This window comes from Methanimicrococcus hongohii, assembly GCF_032594095.1.
Lineage (GTDB): Archaea > Halobacteriota > Methanosarcinia > Methanosarcinales > Methanosarcinaceae > Methanimicrococcus > Methanimicrococcus hongohii.
Genome location: NZ_CP131059.1, coordinates 885,377 through 904,447 on the forward strand (window position 1 = coordinate 885,377; position 19,071 = coordinate 904,447).

General features: G+C 39.9%; 18 protein-coding genes and 1 pseudogene. 10 read left to right on the forward strand and 9 right to left on the reverse strand.

Annotated features, from left to right (window positions below; translation table 11 throughout):
* Positions 1–181 precede the first annotated feature (181 nt).
* A complete protein-coding gene (locus tag MmiHf6_RS04085; RefSeq protein WP_316558430.1) occupies positions 182–1,537 on the reverse strand; it encodes an FAD-dependent monooxygenase in 1,356 nt (451 codons plus the stop codon).
* A gap of 694 nt (positions 1,538–2,231) precedes the next feature.
* Between MmiHf6_RS04085 and MmiHf6_RS04090 the strand changes: the two genes are divergently transcribed.
* Positions 2,232–3,878, forward strand: a complete 1,647-nt coding sequence (locus MmiHf6_RS04090; RefSeq protein ID WP_316558431.1) for a DEAD/DEAH box helicase — start codon at positions 2,232–2,234, stop codon at positions 3,876–3,878.
* A 167-nt stretch (positions 3,879–4,045) separates the two neighbouring features.
* Here the strand turns inward: MmiHf6_RS04090 and MmiHf6_RS04095 are convergent, their stop codons facing one another.
* A complete protein-coding gene (locus MmiHf6_RS04095; RefSeq protein WP_316558432.1) occupies positions 4,046–4,309 on the reverse strand; it encodes a hypothetical protein in 264 nt (87 codons plus the stop codon).
* A 915-nt stretch (positions 4,310–5,224) separates the two neighbouring features.
* Between MmiHf6_RS04095 and MmiHf6_RS04100 the strand changes: the two genes are divergently transcribed.
* Entirely contained in the window at positions 5,225–6,370 is a 1,146-nt protein-coding gene (locus MmiHf6_RS04100) for an AAA family ATPase (RefSeq protein WP_316558433.1), read from the forward strand.
* Positions 6,363–8,633, forward strand: coding sequence for a S8 family peptidase (locus MmiHf6_RS04105; protein WP_316558434.1), 2,271 nt, complete (start codon positions 6,363–6,365; stop codon positions 8,631–8,633). Before MmiHf6_RS04100 ends, MmiHf6_RS04105 begins: the two co-directional genes overlap by 8 nt.
* Positions 8,634–8,702: 69 nt before the next feature.
* Here the strand turns inward: MmiHf6_RS04105 and MmiHf6_RS10215 are convergent, their stop codons facing one another.
* From MmiHf6_RS10215 to MmiHf6_RS04115, 3 genes are all read right to left on the reverse strand, one after another.
* A complete protein-coding gene (locus MmiHf6_RS10215) occupies positions 8,703–8,783 on the reverse strand; it encodes a DUF2080 family transposase-associated protein (RefSeq protein WP_420891320.1) in 81 nt (26 codons plus the stop codon).
* Positions 8,784–9,236: 453 nt separating this feature from the next.
* Positions 9,237–9,440: a helix-turn-helix domain-containing protein gene (locus MmiHf6_RS04110; protein WP_316558435.1), complete on the reverse strand. Its 204-nt coding sequence runs from the start codon at positions 9,438–9,440 to the stop codon at positions 9,237–9,239.
* A 2-nt stretch (positions 9,441–9,442) separates the two neighbouring features.
* Positions 9,443–9,730, reverse strand: a complete 288-nt coding sequence (locus MmiHf6_RS04115; protein ID WP_316558436.1) for a hypothetical protein — start codon at positions 9,728–9,730, stop codon at positions 9,443–9,445.
* Between the two features lie 134 nt (positions 9,731–9,864).
* Between MmiHf6_RS04115 and MmiHf6_RS04120 the strand changes: the two genes are divergently transcribed.
* Positions 9,865–11,061, forward strand: a complete 1,197-nt coding sequence (locus MmiHf6_RS04120) for an IS5 family transposase (protein WP_316558437.1) — start codon at positions 9,865–9,867, stop codon at positions 11,059–11,061.
* 79 nt (positions 11,062–11,140) lie between these two features.
* On the opposite strand, the gene MmiHf6_RS04125 is transcribed toward MmiHf6_RS04120, so the two are convergent.
* Positions 11,141–11,605, reverse strand: coding sequence for a hypothetical protein (locus MmiHf6_RS04125; RefSeq protein WP_316558438.1), 465 nt, complete (start codon positions 11,603–11,605; stop codon positions 11,141–11,143).
* 167 nt (positions 11,606–11,772) lie between these two features.
* Between MmiHf6_RS04125 and MmiHf6_RS04130 the strand changes: the two genes are divergently transcribed.
* The 6 genes from MmiHf6_RS04130 to hflX all read left to right on the forward strand — a co-directional run bounded on the left by MmiHf6_RS04130 (position 11,773) and on the right by hflX (position 16,159).
* Complete coding sequence (locus tag MmiHf6_RS04130; RefSeq protein WP_316558439.1) at positions 11,773–12,084, forward strand: hypothetical protein; 312 nt, start codon at positions 11,773–11,775, stop codon at positions 12,082–12,084.
* Between the two features lie 8 nt (positions 12,085–12,092).
* Positions 12,093–12,470: a hypothetical protein gene (locus MmiHf6_RS04135; protein WP_316558440.1), complete on the forward strand. Its 378-nt coding sequence runs from the start codon at positions 12,093–12,095 to the stop codon at positions 12,468–12,470.
* Between the two features lie 352 nt (positions 12,471–12,822).
* Positions 12,823–13,908: a tRNA-intron lyase gene (gene endA, locus MmiHf6_RS04140; protein WP_316558441.1), complete on the forward strand. Its 1,086-nt coding sequence runs from the start codon at positions 12,823–12,825 to the stop codon at positions 13,906–13,908.
* A 209-nt stretch (positions 13,909–14,117) separates the two neighbouring features.
* Positions 14,118–14,273, forward strand: a complete 156-nt coding sequence (locus MmiHf6_RS04145) for a hypothetical protein (protein WP_316558442.1) — start codon at positions 14,118–14,120, stop codon at positions 14,271–14,273.
* A gap of 66 nt (positions 14,274–14,339) precedes the next feature.
* The gene (locus MmiHf6_RS04150; protein WP_316558443.1) at positions 14,340–14,768 is read left to right on the forward strand and encodes a DUF2209 domain-containing protein; all 429 of its coding nucleotides are present in this window, start codon (positions 14,340–14,342) and stop codon (positions 14,766–14,768) included.
* 95 nt (positions 14,769–14,863) lie between these two features.
* Entirely contained in the window at positions 14,864–16,159 is a 1,296-nt protein-coding gene (hflX, locus tag MmiHf6_RS04155; RefSeq protein WP_316558444.1) for a GTPase HflX, read from the forward strand.
* A gap of 93 nt (positions 16,160–16,252) precedes the next feature.
* Here hflX and comE read toward each other — a convergent pair whose 3' ends face one another.
* The 3 genes and pseudogenes from comE to MmiHf6_RS04170 form a co-directional block, all read right to left on the reverse strand.
* On the reverse strand, positions 16,253–17,365 hold the full coding sequence (gene comE, locus MmiHf6_RS04160; protein ID WP_316558445.1) for a sulfopyruvate decarboxylase subunit beta: 1,113 nt from the start codon (positions 17,363–17,365) through the stop codon (positions 16,253–16,255).
* A 40-nt stretch (positions 17,366–17,405) separates the two neighbouring features.
* A pseudogene (locus MmiHf6_RS04165) lies at positions 17,406–18,692 on the reverse strand (cysteate synthase); the annotation flags it as partial.
* Positions 18,693–18,713: 21 nt separating this feature from the next.
* Complete coding sequence (locus MmiHf6_RS04170; protein ID WP_316558446.1) at positions 18,714–19,028, reverse strand: hypothetical protein; 315 nt, start codon at positions 19,026–19,028, stop codon at positions 18,714–18,716.
* Positions 19,029–19,071: the final 43 nt, after the last annotated feature.

A 19,071-nucleotide genomic window follows, 5' to 3' on the forward strand; every position in this document is an offset into this window, starting at 1 on the left:
GTTAAGGCAGCCGCTGCCGCTGCTCGCGCGAGCCGCACAAATTTTAAAAAATAATCAAAAAAGAGTATTGCATTTAAAAAAAAGAATCAAAAAGAGTATTGCATTTTTTAAGAAACAATCAAAACAGGGAAATGCATTTTTAAAAAAATAACCAAAAAGAGAATTGGATGTCAATATTTCCTCATTTTAAGAGAAGATCCAAACCTCGTTTCATTGTGCCGGAAATTTTTCCGCACTGCATTTCTTTCATTTTATCGGCGGGAAGCAGTTTAAACGCCGCGTTGATTCGCGTGTCCGACACCAGGAATTTGTCCATCAGCTTTCGCGCCTGAACGGACGCATCAAGCGCTTCACCGAACTCGGCGCGCCACCGCTGCTCGTACGCCGCCGTTGACAAGCCTCTGCCGCATTGGTCTTCCAGCACGGCTTCTGCCGCGACTTCGCCTGCAATTTTTCCGGCAGCCATTGCAAACGGAATGCCGCCGCCGTTTGTTGCCATCACGTGTCCGGCCGCATCCCCCGCCACCATCACGGAGTTGGTTGCCGTTCTCGCAGGCGCGCCCGAGACGGGAATGATGCCAGCAATCACGGATGTGATTTTTCCGCCTTTTAACTTTTCCGATGCGATCGGATGTTCCCGGATGAAACGATTTAAAAATTCGCGCGCGGACAGCTTTTCCGTACAAAGCGATTTTCGAAGCCCGATTCCGACATTCGCTTTGCCGTCACCTTCGGGAAAAATCCAAATATAACCGCCGGGGACGTATTTGTTTCCGAAAAACATTTCCAAAGAATCCGAATCAATATCAACGTCAGTCATTTTATATTCAAAACCGATGCCTCTTTCATATCCCGAATCATTCCCGTAATCAAAATCCGAAATCGAATTTGCAAGGTCAGACACCGTGCTTTCCGGTCGCCCCATTCTTTCTTGCGGCCCCGTATTTTCGAATTGTCCCATGCTTCCGATTGCCGAGTCAGACGCTGTCGTTTTTGTATTATGACATAAGCCGAATGTTTTCCCGATAAAAGAATTCGGCCCGTCGGCACCGATAATCACTTTCGTCGTCACATCGAATTTTCCGAAAATGCCGTGCAAGCGAACGGTATGTTTTGTCGACCCGGATAAAACGGATGTGACAGTTGTCCCGCACAATAACTCCGCGCCGGCTGACGCGGCTTGTTCGGCTAATTCCGTGTCAAAAATGCGCCTGTCCAAAACATAGCCGTCGACATCAAATTCTTTGGATTTCAAATCGGGCGTGTAAAGTCTTTGCTTTTTTGTTTTGCAAAGAATGCTGTTTTTCGGGAGCTTTTTCATTTCTTTGGGCAGCGTCATTCCCGGAATCAATTTTTCGATTTCAGACGCGTCCGGCGTAAATCCGGCGCATTGAATCGGCGCGCCGATTTCGCGTTTCCGGTCAACAAATAAAACATCAATACCGCCGAAAGCGGCGTATTTGGCGGCAATCGAGCCGGCAGGGCCCGCGCCGACAATGACGGCGTCATAGTTTTTTTGAGTTAACGGAAACGACATTTTAAACTCCTGTATTTGTTTTAAAGAATTTTGCGTTTTAATTTTCTTTTAATTTTGCTTTATTTTGTTTTAATTTTCTTTTAATTTTCTTTTAATTGTTTTAATTTTGCTTTATTTTGTTTTAATTTCACTTTTTAATTGTTTTAATTTCACTTTTTTAATTGTTTTAATTTTGATATTGATTCGTTTATTATTGATTATTGTTATTGATTATTTGTTATTTATGAATCCGGTAATTTATGAGTCTGTTATTGAAAAGAATGAATACGCCAAACGAATAAATCATTTATCTCAATTTTCGAGAAACTGTATAGAAAGGTTCATATACCGGGATACTATTTTTAGAATTCCTATCCGGGTTACGTTTCTCTCGGGTGTGTTACGGCACATCAAATAATCAGAGAATGATTCCGGAATTTCGGTCGTATTCCGACAATCAGAGAGAAAATATCGTTTATCCGATTTGTTTTACTTTGTTTTTTTAGAGAACGGCCGCTTAATCAGAAACAGCGTTTTACTCTGTTCTTCAATCGTGTTATTGATTTGCTGAAACCTTTTTCAGCAGCTTTCGGCGCAATGATTTGAATTTGTGTTCATTGCTGCCTTTTCCGTTCGGGATGGCCGGACGAGTCGGTCTCTTTGAAGCAGGGTTCTTTGACGTTGTTTTTGTTCATAAATTTAAGGAAAAATAATTATGACAACAACATTTCAAGATCTCGGCATATCGGACAGAATTATTCAAACTCTTCTCATGAAAGGATATGAGAATCCGACCCCGATTCAAATTCAAACAATTCCGCTTTTCTTAAGCGGTGACTGCAATATTATTGGTCAGGCGCAGACAGGCTCCGGAAAAACCGCAGCATTCGGCATCCCGATCATTCAAAATATCACCGAAAAAACAGGCCGCGTTCAGGCAATCGTTTTAACGCCGACACGTGAGCTTGCGATTCAGGTTTGTGATGAAATGTCGTCTTTCGGCGGCATGAAAGGATTAAACATCGTCCCCGTTTTCGGCGGTCAGCCGATTCCGATTCAGCTTCGCGCGCTTGCAGCCGGCGCAGACATCGTTGTCGGAACACCCGGCCGTGTCATTGATTTGATTCACAGAAAACGCCTCGATTTGTCTCACATTTCTTATTTCGTTTTGGACGAAGCCGACGAAATGCTGAACATGGGATTCATTGACGATATCAAAGAAATCATTCAGCACACAAGCGACGACAAACGTATGCTCTGTTTCTCGGCAACGATGCCCAAACCGATTTTGGGAATTGCTAAAAAATATATGGGTCAATACGAAATGGTTTCCGTCGAAAAAGTTCAGGAATCCGTTTTGATCGAACAGCTTTCAATTGACGTTCCGCCGGCATTGAAATTTGAAGCGCTTTGCCGTGTGATCGACTCCGATCCCGACTTTTACGGATTAGTTTTCTGCGCCCGAAAAGACACTTCCGACGAAGTCGTTCAGAGATTGGAAGAACGCGGCTACGACGCCGACGTGATTCACGGCGACATTTTACAGGAGCAGCGCATCCGTATTATGGACCGCTTCAGAAAACATAAATTGAAAATTTTGGTCGCAACCGACGTTGCCGCTCGCGGTATTGACGTGAATGAATTAACGCACGTTGTCAACTATGATATCCCGCAAGACCCCGAATCTTATACGCACAGAATCGGAAGAACCGGCCGCGCCGGAAAAACCGGTATCGCAATTACACTTTTAACGCCCTCTGATTTCAGAAAATTCGCGTTTATCAAAAAGCTTGCCAACGTTGATGTCCGCCGCGTCGAGCTTCCGGATGCCGATCAGGTGGCCGCGATGAAGCGCGACAAATTACTTCACGACCTTTCGGTTGCGGTTCAATCCGATTTCGTCAACACCGAAGAAGCCGAACCGTTCAAAGAGTTCGCGGAAGCATTGATTACGGAAGACAGAACTGCAGAAGATGTCGTTGCCTGCCTTTTGAAACGCGCTTATGAAAGCAGAATTTTGCCGCGCGCCGATGACAAACTTATTGATGAAATGTTTGCGCAGATTCCGAAAAACCGTTTCGTCAATGACGGTGCCAAGAAAGGAAGATACGGCGCCAAAAACAGTGACGACGGCAGAAGCCGTGACCGTAACGGCGGCTACTCCAAAGGCGGCAGAAGCGGCGGCTCCGGCTACAAAAAGGAAGGCGGCAGATCTGACGACCGCAAAGGCGGCAGCAAATACAAGAGCGGATCCAGCAGCAGCGGAAGCGGAAACAAAGGCGGCAAGAAATACGGCGGCAAAGATTCCAGTTCCAACAAGGATTACGCAATGAAGAGAATCGAAAACAAGAAATATAAATGAAAATATTGATGAAGCGAAGTGATTCGCTTTTTTCAATTTCTTTTTCAATTTCTTTTTTATTTCTTCTTTTTTCTTTTTTGATTCATTTTTCAAACAAATCCGATGGCGATTTTTGATTCATTTTTTCAAATAAACTCATGGCGATTTTTGATTTGATTTTTATAGGTTCAGTGTCGACTTTTGATTTGATTTTTAAATTTTGCGCGGCTCGCGCGCGGCGGCGGCAGCTGCTGCCGTAACGGAAGCCTGATTGCAAGCGGCAACAGAAACCCGATTGCCGGCAGCAAACTAAAATACAGTTGCAGACTTGCAGACCTGTTCAGAGTTGACAGTAAAAGACAGTTGCAGACGAGCAGGCTGAGCAGTGCCGAATGCAACTGAAAAAGCAGAACGATTTTGATTTTTCGTTTCGTATGGGAAGAATCCGCCAAGTCTCGTTTCCTCCGCTTCGCTTCGGAAACTCAACTTGCGGGGGCGGTATTTTGTCTTTTCATTTACTTTGTTTTTTGTTGAAACATCTTTTTTCATCAAAATAAACAAAAACGGAACGCCGTTTTTTTCCAAAATCTGGCTTTGTGTATAAAGTCCATCCTGTGTATAAAGTCCGCATTCTGTGTATAATGTCGGTGAAAACCGACTTTATACACAAAACCAGACAAATGTAAAAAATTGGAATTAGAAAAACGAAGATAAAGATCATCAAATTCTCATGTTGAAAAAACAATTAGTTTTATTCTTGACATTGAAACAATCTAAAAACCGAGAAATTAAAATATAAAAGCAAAAACAAACAATGGTATAAATGATTTTTAGATGTAAGAAAAGTACCACGGATCCGCAGCCGACAATAAAATTATTTCTATTATGCTAATGATTATTTCCATAATCACCACCTCCTCCTTGTGATCTTGGCGTTTCACTTTGTAAACGCATTTTTTACATTTTTTCTCTACTGTTAACATATTCCGGGTACTTATTAACAACATTAACAAAAAAATGGCAGAAGGGACCGCGGTCACCCCTAAGGGTATGCTTATGTTAGATTTTGAGTCATAACAAAAGTGAAATTACATCTCTTGAATTATTTATATAACTTTGGATATGTGAAATTTTAAATTAAAGTAATATAAAATATTAAAGGAAGTAGGAGTGGAGAACGGCTAATAGAAGAAGAGAAAGGCTGGTAGAAGAGGAGAAGGCTGGTAAGAGATGAGAAAGGTTGTAGGTGACGGGAGTTTTTAAATCGTTCGAAACTTTGATATAATCGTTCAATCTATCTATCATTTGTACATCAAATATTTGTGTATCGTTCAATTTTTTCCTATAACTGTTCTAATTTAAAGAGGGTGTCATTTATTAAATATTCAATTGAAATCGGAAAGATTGTTGAAGGTGCTTTAAAACACGATCAGACTAAAGTAATTAATTATACTAAACAATTAATTTGCAAACTTGAAGAAGATCATGAAACATATGCTGCAAAGAAATTCACTCAATTAATGGACAATAAAAATTCGACAAATCTCTCCCCAATGGGGATAACGAAAGAAGCAAATTTGCCAATTGATTTAGAATCTCGAATAGAAATGGTGGATGTTATATGTCCTAATGATAATGATATTGAAGTCATATTGTCTAAATTAAACAAAGAGAAATTTCAGTCATTTATTCTTAATCGTAAAAATGCAGACAAATTAAATTCAGCTGGTATTGATGTGTCTAATACTTTGTTATTGTATGGTCCTCCCGGGTGTGGTAAATCAAAATGTGCATATTTAATTGCAAAAGAATTAGAATTACCTCTCGTAGTTGCTAGATTAGATAGTTTAATTTCATCTTATCTGGGGACAACAGCAAAAAATATACGAACTCTATTTGAATATGCACAAAAAACTCCATGCGTTCTATTTTTAGATGAATTTGATGCAATTGCTAAAGCAAGAGATGATAACAATGAATTAGGCGAACTTAAAAGAGTTGTAAATAGTTTACTCCAGAACGTAGATTCAATGAGTAAAGACAGTTTATTAATTGCTGCCACCAATCATGAAACTTTGTTAGATTCAGCAGTATGGCGAAGATTCGACTATAAAATTGAAATAAATCTCCCTGAACCTGAAACAATAATTGAGTTAATTGATTTGTTCACCAAAAACAATATTGAATTTAATTTTAAGGAAAAAAAAGAATTTTCCATATTATTTAATGGTCTTAGTGGATCTGACATTGAAGAAATTATAAAAAAGGCTATTCGTAATTCTATTCTCAATGATTCTTCTTTTTCAAAAAGGGATATTTACGACGAGTTTTTTTTAAATATGAATATCATCCCCCAAAATTGTAAAAACAAAAGAGAAGAAAATATTATCAAAGCAAAATATTTGAAAAATTTGGACCCTATTTTTAGTTATTCTGTCATTGGGGATGTTTTAGATCTTTCCAAATCAACGGTTTATTCTTTAATCTCTGAAAAAGGTGAAGTCAATGAGTGAAAAAAAATTACCTATCCAATTAGTATTGCCTAGAGTTTCGGATATAACATCCAATACGGGGTTCCCAGCGCCTAAGTTTTTTGGAGAGTTCACCCCCGAAATTCAACAGAAAATAATCAATGATTTCGATTTTGTTCGGGATTATTACAAAGATCTATTTATTGAAAACGAACATGTGCCGGCAGTTAGCAAAATTACTATTAAATCCGAAGCCATCGCCAAATCTCATAAACCGGCAGACCTATGTAAAAAATGCCCCATTATTGGCAGCAAAAATTTGAATGAAATCTACATTAAAGTGACAAAACAGTCACTTGATGAGACTATTAAAATCATAGAAGAAGCATCATCTGTTGCGATTAAGGCAAATTTAACTGCCATTGAAACCATTCAACCTATTCAGATCGAAGAAAAAATAACCAGTGAGTTATTAAAAAAAATAGAGGGGGGAGAGTTCAATGAAATTAATGATCGTATCAAAATAAAATTTTTCAATTTTGATAATGAATACGATGACCAACAAATTCTTCAATATTTAATGACAAAACTTGATGCAATTGACTCCTGCGAACATTATGAATTAATAACCTTTAAAGGGTTACAATATATAAAAGCTAAAATCAATAACTCTGAGGATATCAAAAACATTGCTTCTCTAAATGGTGTAAAAACAATTGATTTTTTTCAAAATTATTCTCTTCCTTCTGATTATTCAATAATTTCAGATAATGGCTTCACATCTCAGAAAGAATATGCCAATTGTGAGACATGTATTGGAATTATTGATGGTGGAATCAGTACAGGCAACGAGTTATTAAGACCTTATATCGCAGATCGAATGGAATATGTAAGTTCTGAATATCAAAATCCATCACATGCAACATTCATTGCTTCTACAATTCAATTTGGTAATGAATTAAATGACATTGAATCTAATGATTGGAGACATTTCTCATTTATTGATGTTGTTGCGTTGCCAAACAATGATCCAACTTATGGTCCTACAGATGGTGTTGGTGAATTAGAATTAATGGAAATTATAATAGAAGCAATGGATAAACACTCAAGTAATGTAAAAATATGGAATTTATCTCTTGGATTCGAAGATATCATATGCGATGGACATATGACAGACTTTGGAATTTTTTTAGATTTAATTCAAGATGAATATACCGTTCAATTTTTCGTTTCGAGTGGTAATTTTAAAGTGGGAACTAGACAATGGCCACCCCAGGAAGAAATAGGTGAATTAGACCGAATTATTTCTCCGGCAGATTCTGTAAGAGCAATTACAGTGGGGTCAATTGCTTTATCGGATTCCGATAATTCAATTGTAAAATGTAATGAACCTTCTCCATTTAGCCGAAGAGGTCCTGGGGCAAATTTCCTAATCAAACCTGATGTTGTTGATTATGGGGGAAATATTGGAACGAACTCCAGTTATGAAGGGTTAGGTCTTAAAGGTCTGGATTCGGCAGGTCATGTAATTGAAGGAATCGGAACCAGTTATTCTAATCCACGCGTCACTCAAAAATTTTCTTCAATATATGATGAAATGGTGGATAAAGACATATTGCTTGCTAAAGCGATGATAATTCATTCCGCAAAAATCGAATCAAGAGAACATTTTAGCTCCGAAAACGATGTTAATTATTATGGATTCGGTAAGCCTGCAACAGACGTTTTAGATATTCTTCAATGTAGTGAAAGTGAAGTAACTCTTGTTTTCCGCCAAGAAATTAAACAGCGAAGTCATCTTGAAATGTGGGATTTTCCTTATCCGCCCTCTTTAATCAGGGATGGGAAATATTATGGTGAAATTTGTATGACTCTTGTTTATAATCCGCCACTGAATGAAAATTATGGAAATGAATATTGTAGATGTAATATTGATGTGGGATTCGGTAGGTATGTATTAACTGAAAATGGAGCCAGGTATAAAAGTGAAATTCCCTTGGATCGGACATGGAGTAAAGCAACAGAGTCAGAAATGGTAGAAAATGGTTTTAAATGGAGCCCGGTTAAATCTTATTATCGCAATATTAAAAATGGAATTGAAGTCCGAGACGGATGGAAAATCAGAATTGATATGACTCCTAGATTTAATGAAATTATTCCTCGACAAGAATTTGTGTTAATCGTAACAATTCGAGATCCTGAGGGCCGACACGACATCTATTCGGAGATGATTCGTGGATTAAAAGAAAAAGGTTTCTCTACGAATAACTTGGAAATTAAACAACAAATTCGTCAGCGTCAATAAATCAATTCTCATTGGTGTTTTGGATATTTTTATACATCCAAAATACTAATTATTTTATCTAAATGGATATTATATTTCATTAATCAAGAATATTTTTACTTTTTCTCCAATCCATTCTTTTGGCAAATATACTCTACCGGATGTATTCAATCTGCCCGGTGCTTTTTTTCAATTACTCCCTAAGCATTAATCGTAATTTCCAAAGAAAACGTAAATTAATTTACTTTTCCGCTTTCGCTTTGAACTTAATTATTACAATTGTCAGTAGATAAGTTAGTCCCAGCCACCCACCCACGATTATTAAAGACCGCAGTCTTTATAATCTCCCCGGGGTAAATTCCGCCTTGCCGGTTCCCTTAATTAAAGACAGAATTTAGAAAGGCAACTGGAAGAATTGAACCGTATAGAGGGTGACGAAATTTATTTTGAAAAGAAATCCGGTTACAAAGAATATCAACCAAAATATGAAAAGTTAATGACTCGATTTGTAGAAATATAAATCCTATTTAACGTAAGTCATTTATAACAGACTTTGGACGAATTGAACTATTATATTTCGCATCAAATTAAAAAGTAATATTGATGCAAAATAATTCCATTATTTCAAAAAACATTCTTAATCCACCAATAAACAGCCCCGCTCTTCTTCCCCCTATTCAACAACCCCCTCTCATACATTTGCTCTAAATGGTTCTTTGCAGTCTGCCATGCCATTTCCGACCTTTCAGAAATCTCTTTTGTAGTGAGAGCTTTATTTGCAAAATAAAGGGTATTCATAATCCTTTTTTCCTCCGGACTGAGAATCATTATCAAACCACCAAATCAATCTTTAATTCATTTTTTCCGCCAGTTCCCGGCTCTGGTTTTACGACCGTAAATTTAATCTGATTACCTTTTGTAATATTCATTTCTTCTGATATTTCTTTAGGAATTCTGATGATGAATTGTTTTCCATCCCATGATAATTTTGACTTTTTTTCGATAATATGCGGCTTTTCTTCCAGTATCTCTTTGAGCTTATCTGAGAATGGCGAATAATCTACAACTGGCAATTCATCAAGCTCTTCTATTTCATCTGTTTTAGCGGATTTTGTCATAATATCTAATAGAATATCATACGATTATAATATAAAGTCCTTTCTTTTTAATTAATATCGTACGAAATCGAATGAAACTTTTAAATAGATATACGACTTTTAGCATATCGTACGATATTCCAAAAGTGATAATTATGAATTCAGGACTTCCTATTAACATACGAAAGGAGCGCGGTTATGAAATCGCTGCCACGTCATTAATAGTGGAGACTGAAAAAGGGTGGAAAGTGCCGAGCCAAAGCGGCGGCGGTTCATATTTCGTAAAAAGTAACGGTTTCAGTGCCAAATGCACCTGTAAGGATTTCAAAGGTGGAACTGATAAATGTAAACACATTTGGGCAGTTGAATTTATTATAACCGGACAAATAAAACGAAAAGCAGAACCCGTTCAAAAAAAGACATATAGCCAAAACTGGCCGGCTTACGACAAAGCTGCAATATGCCAAAAATCTCAATTTATGGAACTGTTAAGCGATTTAACAAACTCAATTGAACAGCCAGCTAATTCAATGGGAAGACCGGCACTTCAAATCCGAGATATGATTTTCACATCAATTTTAAAAGTGTACACCACATTTCCTTTGAGACGATTTATGGATGAAGTGGAAGCAGCGCACTCTAAAAATTATATTTCCACCATTCCTTGTTATTCGTCAATCGGCCATTTTATGCAACGAGGAGACATTACTCCGATATTGGAAGAACTGGTTACAATAACAAGTCTCCCGTTAAAATCAATTGAAAACTCTTTTGCTGTCGATAGCACCGGATTTGGAACAAGCCAATTTCAGAGATGGTTTTCTTTTAAATATGGAAAAGAGATTAAGTCAAGACGATGGGTCAAAGTCCATGTTATGATTGGTACCAAAACAAATGTGATTACGAGTGTAAAAATAACATCCGAAGTAGAGAATGATTCTCCGCAATTGGAATATTTAGTTAAAGACACCGCTCGCAATTTCGAGATGACCGAAGTATCCGCAGACCGTGCTTATTTAAGTCAAAATAATTTGGAACTTATTGACAGCTTTGGTGCCATGCCGTATATCCCCTTTAAATCGAACAGTAAAGCCACAGAGAGAGGCGAACTATGGAAAAAGCTGTATCACTACTTCAATTTTAATCATGAAGACTTCATGGAGCATTATCATAAGCGTAGTAACGTGGAAACTACATTCAGTATGATTAAATCGAAATTCAGCGGTTCAGTTCGAGCAAAAACATGGGATGCGCAGGTCAATGAAGTATTGTGCAAAAATATTTGCCATAACATTTGTGTTCTGATTCATGAAATGCATGAATTAGGCATTGATTTTGACTTTAAAAAATAGATGGGCGGACAAAACAAGGTTAAAAAAGTAGATGCTTCAATTCATTATACGAATTTGAATATGAAGAACAATTGAGACATTATTTGTTTTCCTTGACAACTTTATTTACAATTTCATAAATCATTTCTTCTAATTCGCTTTTTGAAATATCCAATTTTTCTTCCGGAACAATTGGCTTTATTGCTACTTTTTCAGTGTTGTTGCAAACTTCTAAAAATCGGGATAGAGCCATCCGGACAATAAATGACTTGTTTTTTTGAGTTGCTTTTGCCAAATTTTCAAGTTCGGTATCTAAATATCCACTCAATGATACTGATATTTTCACCCTTTCCGGATTATCTGTCGGTATATCCTCCACAATGGATGCATAATCAAAATTAGGATTCGTTCGTTCCGTAAATAATTCCCCCAAAACAAACACAATTGCCGTATTTACAATATCAGATACGGATGAAAATTTTCGTTCTTGAATCATTAAATCCATTTGATTCAATAATTTTTGATTTATTATGATGGATGAGGTCTTTTTGTGTAGGGGAACCATAATTGTTTGACGTTTTTGAGAAATATTATTGTGTGCGATGTAAAAATAGTATTTTTATTTTTGAATACTATTTATAAGTTAATGGGCGTATTTTTTATATAAAATAACTATTATTTAGTAAATATTAAAATCCGAATCGGATTTGGTTATATTTTGGAGGAATAGTTATGGCCGGATTTTTAAGTCCCCAATGGATTGTAGACAATATAGGCATAATTTTTGTGATTTGTATCATTGTTGCTGCTTATTTTATTCTTAAAAAAAGACCGCTTGAAAAGCCAGTTAATCAAATGATTCAGAATTTCGGACGCGAATCATTTTTGAATAAAGATATGGCAGAAATTGAAAAATATTTAGAAGAAAATGTTGATTTCTCCGATGTGGATTATACAGCAGATGCCCTTGCGAAAGAAATATACCTAAAAGTAAATCAAATAGACCCAAAAAAATATGAAAAAGAACAAAAAATGAAATCATGAGGATGAAAATGGTTAAGTTGAATATAGACAAAAAAACGATAACAATTATTTCAATCCTTGTTTTTGTTATTTTTGCAGGTTGTTTAACACCTGCTCAATTAACAGAGGATGATAAATACGGCACCGTCAGTTATGAAGGAGCCATATATCCTATTGGAAACACAAATACGGTAACATTCAAAACTTTGGATGACAACACATATTATCCATTTTTTAAGAATAGCATCGACAAAACCAACGGTTATTATTTCGTGAATGGGAAAGGGCAAGTTTTTGAAAATTTGGAAAACGATTACGAGAATCACCCGATTGAGCTTACTCCGATTGATTTAGAAATCGGGGCATTTAATTGGGGCAAATGGTTTAGCGATATGGGTAAATTTTGAATAATTTACTCCCTTTCTTTTTTTTTAATTTTATTGTTGTGTAAAAAGTTGGCATCTTGTGTATAAATTCTGAGGAAAAATCGACTTTTTACACAAAGCCCCAAAATCTAAAACATTTATTTAGGATTTTATCGGGCGTTCAGGTTCCCCGATTTTGAAAATTGGATGTTTAGGTTTTATCCAAAAACAAAATAAAAACGAACCACCTGTTTGAAAAATTTATGAAAAACGGAGCAGCTCACGCGCGGCGGCGGCTGCCTGCAAGAACAGCGCGCCGTTTGGGCAACCTTTTTTAACCTGAATCAATGTTTAGATGAATATTCAAGATTCAAGAATTTAATTATAACAACAGGTGTCGCTTTTGAAAACGCAGATCAAAGGAAATTATGTCATCGGAGACGCGGAAGCCGTCTCGGCGCTTTATGATGCAGGCGGATTCGGCCGTCCTCGCGACAGCAGTCTTCAATTGCGTTTTACGGAAGCCGCTTACCTTTTGTCCCGCAATAAAATTGAAATTTTCAAAAACGGCAAAGAAACGGATTTTGATTCATTTATTCAATTTGCGGCGCAGCAGGAAGAATTTTTTGAACTCAAATACATCGTTTACAAAGATTTGAAAGAACGCGGCTATTATGTTCAATCTTCCGCGACCGATTTCAGAGTTTATCCGCGCGGCAGCAAACCCGGAAAAGGGTCGGCCAAAAGCTTCGTTTTTGTGAGATCGGAAAGAGTGCCGATAACGCTTCTTGAATTGACGGCGCTGATTAACGAAGCGCAGAACGTGAGAAAACAATTTATCCTCGCCATCGTCGATGAAGAAAGCGATATCACATATTACGATGTCAAGCGCGCCGATGCCGTCGGCAGTTTTGAAGGCGAAATGCCCGTGCCGTTTTTGCCGGAAGTTAAAAACAAGCCGTCAAAAGCCGTTTTGTTTAAAGAGCGAATCATTTTGGCGGATAAAGAAAAAGCCGATTTGCTTTACAAAAGATCTTTTTTCGGCAAAATGATGGATGAAGAACGCCTTTTGCTGTCGCTTCCCGAAGCGCTCTATTTGGCGGAAAATAATGTTTTGGAACTTTTCGGAATGAACGGCGAAAAACTTTCCGACGAGGAATTTTCAAAAAGCGCATCCCTCATTGATTCGGAATTTCCGCGAAAATATACGATTTACAAAGAATTGAAAGAAAAAGGATTCGTCCCGAAAACAGGCTTTAAATTCGGAACGCATTTTCGCGTTTACCGCAAAGTCGAAACACTTGACAAAATCCCGCACTCCGAATTTTTACTCAGCGTCGTTCCCCTCGAATATGAATTTAAGCTGCCGGCAACATCGGGTGCCATTCGATTGGCAAACAGCGTCCGCAAAAGAATGATATACGCGGCAGATCTCGGAAACAAACGCGAATACATTGAATTTGAAAGAATAAAGATGTAAAAAAATTTTGCTCGTGACCGACCTGCGGTCGGTCTCTCACAAAATTTCATCGGGCAGGGGGAGGGCAGTGTTTGTAAAAAAATTTTGCTCGGCTTCGCCTCACAAAATTTCATCTGGCAGGGGGGCGGTGTTTGTAAAAAATCGCTTCGCGATTTTTCAGGCTTCGCCGGTTTGCGCTTAGGGGCGGTGTTTGTTTCCGCTTAGGGGCGGTGTTTGTTTGCAGTTGGAGGGAGGTGTTTGTTTGCGCTTACCGTCAGGTTTTCGTTGCGGCAGCAGCTGCCGCCGCCGCGAGCCGCATCAATTTTTCAAAAACTGTGAAAAATGAGGAGCGAATTTACAATAAACCAAAAAAAGAAGATTTTTGAAAACTCAACGGCTTTATAGGAAAAACTCAATAGTTTCACTCAGAAGAAGAGGACAGGCTTTTTACAATGTTTACGGTAATCGCGGTTGATATTTCGGGAAGGCATCGAATTGATGCGGGCTATTACATGGTCTGCGCGGCGGCGTCTCTTGAAATTACGCCGACTTCAATTGAAAAAGTCAATGAGATCAATACCGACGCTTTTTTGTATCACGCGCCGCCGAAACTTCCCGATATTGTCAGAATTATTGAAACAACGGCGGCAAAAATCAAAAAGAAAGGAGCGCTGATCGTTGAGCGCGGCGACCTTTTTAATTTGGATGAAAATCTTTCGCAAGCGATGTTTACGCAGGAAATTCGATATCAGGAATCCATCGGCGAAAGAAAAGCGATCGAACTCGCGCATTATGTTTCTCTAAGCACGCGAAACCTTTTGCTGAAAGAAACGGGACTTGACATCCGAATTTATGAAAATGAAGAAAACGGATATGAATAGAACGAAAATGAAGAGAACATGAATGAAGAGAACGAGAATGAAGAAGATGAAAACGGATACGGAAGAACTGAAAACGGAAACAGAGAGGATTTAAAATGAACCCGTATCAAGAGCTTGTCACGGATTCCTCTCGAAATGTGATTCTCGTTATGCGAACAGACCCCGATTCGGACTCGGAAGACAACCGCCGAAAATTGCAGGAATTTTGCGAGTTGACAAAAGCGCTGAATGACCGCGTTGTCGATGTTATCACGCAGGAGCGCTATCCTGATCGAAAATACAATGTCGGAAGCGGCAAAGCAAAGGAAATTGCAATCGCCGCAAGAGATAAAAGAGCCAACCGAATCATCTTTTATGATCCGCTTTCAACGTCTCAAATTTACAATATTTCAAAACTCTGCAACGAAGCGGGCGCAAGCTGCCGCGTCATGGACCGGTTTCAGTTGATTTTAGATATTTTTGCACAGCGCGCCACAACGCATCGCTCCAAGCTTCAGGTCGAGCTTGCGCGTTTGCGCTACGAGCTGCCGAATGCGCGAATGCTGGTGTCGCTTTCCAAAAAAGAAGAACGCGCCGGCTGGGGCGGTCTCGGCGATTATGAAGATTCTTACGAGCAGGACATTAAAAAACGGATTGCGAGAATCACTGCCGAACTGAAAAAAGCGGATTTGGAAGAAGAAGCGCGCCGCGTTTACCGTCACAAAAACGGCTTTTTTATCGTTTCGCTCGCCGGTTACACAAACGCCGGCAAAAGCACGCTTTTTAACGCGCTCGTTGACGAACAGACGGAATCAAAAGATATGTTTTTCACGACATTGATTCCGAAAACAAGAGCGCTTGTTATCAACAAACGAAAAATATTGCTGACGGATACGGTCGGCTTCATTGAAGATTTGCCGCACTTTTTGGTCGACGCTTTCCGCTCGACTTTGGAAGGCATTTATTTTTCAGATATGATTCTGCTCGTCGTTGATTTCAGCGAACCGGTTGAACATATTCGCAAGAAATTGATGATCAGCCACGAAACATTGTGGGAGAAAAGCACGTCCAATATCATCACCGTCCTCAACAAATCGGAAACGATGAAGCCGGATGAGCGCAAGAAAAAATTGAGGGAACTTTCGCATTTGATTTACAATCCGATTTTCATATCCGCTAAAACAGGCATGGGAATCGCCAATTTGATTGATGAAATCAACCAAAATCTTCCGGCGCTGATGACGCGAACGATTTCACTTCCCAATGACGAGCGCGGCGCGTCTGCAATGTCATGGTTTTACGATAACGGCGTCGTTGAAGAAATCCTGTACGGCAAATATATGACATTTGAATTCAGCGCGGCAGAAGACGTGATGTCGAAGGCGGATGATATTGTTTCAAAGGCGCAGTGATGCGTTTATTGTAAGCATTTATTATAATTTATTTTAAGCATTTATTGTAAGCATTTATTGTAAGCATTTATTGTAAGCATTTATTGTAAGCGTTCACAACAATGCATTCATAAATCTCTTTTTAATTTCTTCCGCCGAAATCGGAATATTTGAAACGTCTGAATTGCCGGGAAGAATCGGAACATGAACGAAAGCGGCGCCGGTCATCTTTTGAGAAAATGAATTTTTCAGCTCTTCTTTTGTGCAGGCGCGCGAAACATTTGAAAACCCGGAACCGTGTGCGATAAACGGCAAATCAGCCGTCATGTATGCCGGACTGATTTGATTTCCCGTACTTCCGAATGTGCCGTTGTCAAGCGCAAAAATCGTCAGATTGAGCGGGTCAGCCGCTGCAATGACCGGCAGGACGGAAGAGCCGAGCAGGCTGCCGTCGCCGTCAATCACATAAACATTTCGATGCGAGGCAAGTGCGCAGCCGAGTCCGATGGCTGACACCTGCGTGTAACTGCCGAGCATGTAAAAATTCAAATCTCTGTCTTTCAAATCATACAATTCTTTTGAAGGGATACCGATATTGGAAATTAAAATATCTTCTTCGGAAATGTTTTCTGCAATAACTGAAATCGCATCCCGGCGTTTCATGAAAAGTTGATCAAACCCGTTCATTGAAAACGTTTTTGACGGCCAGTGTCTTTTCGGATAAGAAATTTGTATCGGGGATACCGGCTCCCAGCAGGACGGCAGAATCAATGCGACCGCCGGCGTGTTTTTTTCGTAAGCGATTTGAATGATTTCACCTAAATTTTCCAAATCCTCTTTTTTTGAAAAAATGCGGTACGGAATATCGTAAACGTCAAGCAGTTTCGTCAGATTCTGATTGAACGGAATTTGCGCTTCAATCGTTTCATCCGCGCCGCCGCGCCAACTCGCGAGTATCGGAAGCGGCATCTTATAAACGCACGTCAATGACATCATCGCGTTGAGCATGTTTCCAAGACCCGAACTTTGAATCGACTGAATCGGTTTTTTGCCGACCAAATAAGCGCCCGCGCAGATGCCGACACCGTCTTCTTCACGCGTTAAATCGATGACATCAAAAGAGTCGGGAAGTAAAGCTGTCAGCCGTTTATTTTTATCGCAGGGGAGAGACGCGACAAAGTCGATGCCTTCTTTCTTTAAAATTTCAATAACATGCTCCTCGTTCACAATAAAACCTCTTAAAATAAAATTTCATTTAATTCGTTCATTAATTTGATAAAATCTCTTTTAATTCATCAGCGCTTATTTCAGGAGAAACGGATGCAATCGAACTCATCGGAATATTTCCGAGATCCTCTTCGATTCGTTTGTAACCGCCGCCCGTCACGTTTAAAACAATCGTGTCATTGGCGCCGACAACTTTTTCTTCGACGGCTTGAATCAGCCCCGCAAACGCGACAGCTGCCGCCGGATCCGTATCGATTCCCGTCATTTCTTCAAACAGTTTGAATGCGTCATCAGCTACGCAGTTGTCAACAGAATCGATGTTTCCGCCGCAAGCGGTGAGCGCGTCAAAAACGCCGCCTGCAACGCCGTAAGGCGGTGAACGGTTTGTCAGAACGGGAGAGTAAACGGAAGCAACAGCGTTGAGCGCATCCGGCATATCCTCCTCGCAGATTTGACGGCTTCGGCGCTTCCAAGCCGACGACATCGGCGTAAACGGCCGATTTTGAATCAAATGAAGTTTCGGAAGAGTTGAGCCGAATCTGCCGTCCTGAATCAGCCGCTCGGATGCTTCCCATGCGGCAATGCCGCCGGTTCCTGAGCCGACCGCTTGGAAATAATAATCGGGAAGTCTGCCGAGCGTTTCTGCCGCGCTGAGCATCACGGTTCCCATCCCATCCCGCCGCGCAATGTTTTTAGCGCCGCCTTCGGGAATATATTCATCTTTTTTTGCGCAGGATTGATTCGGATTTCCGCAAAGTTTTTCGGAAACTTGGATCGCATCAAAATAATCTCCCGAAACAGTGATGATCTTGACATTTTCTTTCGACTCTGTGACTGTCCATAAAGATGAAACTGATTTTTCGGGAACGATCAAAACGACGGAGCGCCCGGTTTCCGCAGCGGCCTGCGCAAAAGCGCGTCCCGTATTTCCTGCTGACGCGATAACCATTGATTTTCCGCAATCGGCGCTTATGTTGGAAAGTGTCGGATAAGCTTCCAGCTCTTTAAACGAACCTGTTTTCGCGTAGCAGCCGCGTTCAGGCGCCCAGCCCGTAAAGGTCAGCCAAAGACGCGGAAGACCGAGATGCTTGGACAATGCTTTGTTTTGAAACGTCACGGGACATGTCCGCGTCGGAAGCGGGTTTTGGACGGGAAGCCAGTCGATATATCGAAATAATCCCGGAAGACCCGAACGAACGGTAAATTGTTTGTTTTCGTAAACCGTTCGAACCAAACCCGAATGTTTGGGGCATCCTCTGACGGATTCAAAAAATAAAGAATCTGATGAGAGAGATTTCTGCGGCAGAATTTCACCGCCGCCGAGACATTGAAGCCGATAGTTTCCCGTTTAAATCCCCCGCTCGCCTGATTCGATTTTAGTTTTAAGAAGAGAAGCTGCAAGTTCGCCGCGCCGCCTGTCGGATTGGCGCAGGCAAATCGGAATGCTTCGGCTGCCGTCCGACTCTGTTCTGCCATCCGACTTTGTTCTGCCGTCAGACTCAGCTCTGCCATCCGACTTTGTTCTGCCGTCAGACTCAGCTCTGCCGTCAGACTCAACTCTGCCGTCAGACTCGATTCTGCTGTCAGACTCTGTTCTGCTGTCGGAAACTGTTCCGCCGTTTGCCGCATAAACGCCGTTTTGACAAGAAAAAGTACAAGTCAAACATAAAACACAATTTTTCGAAATTACAAAAGGATCTTCAAGC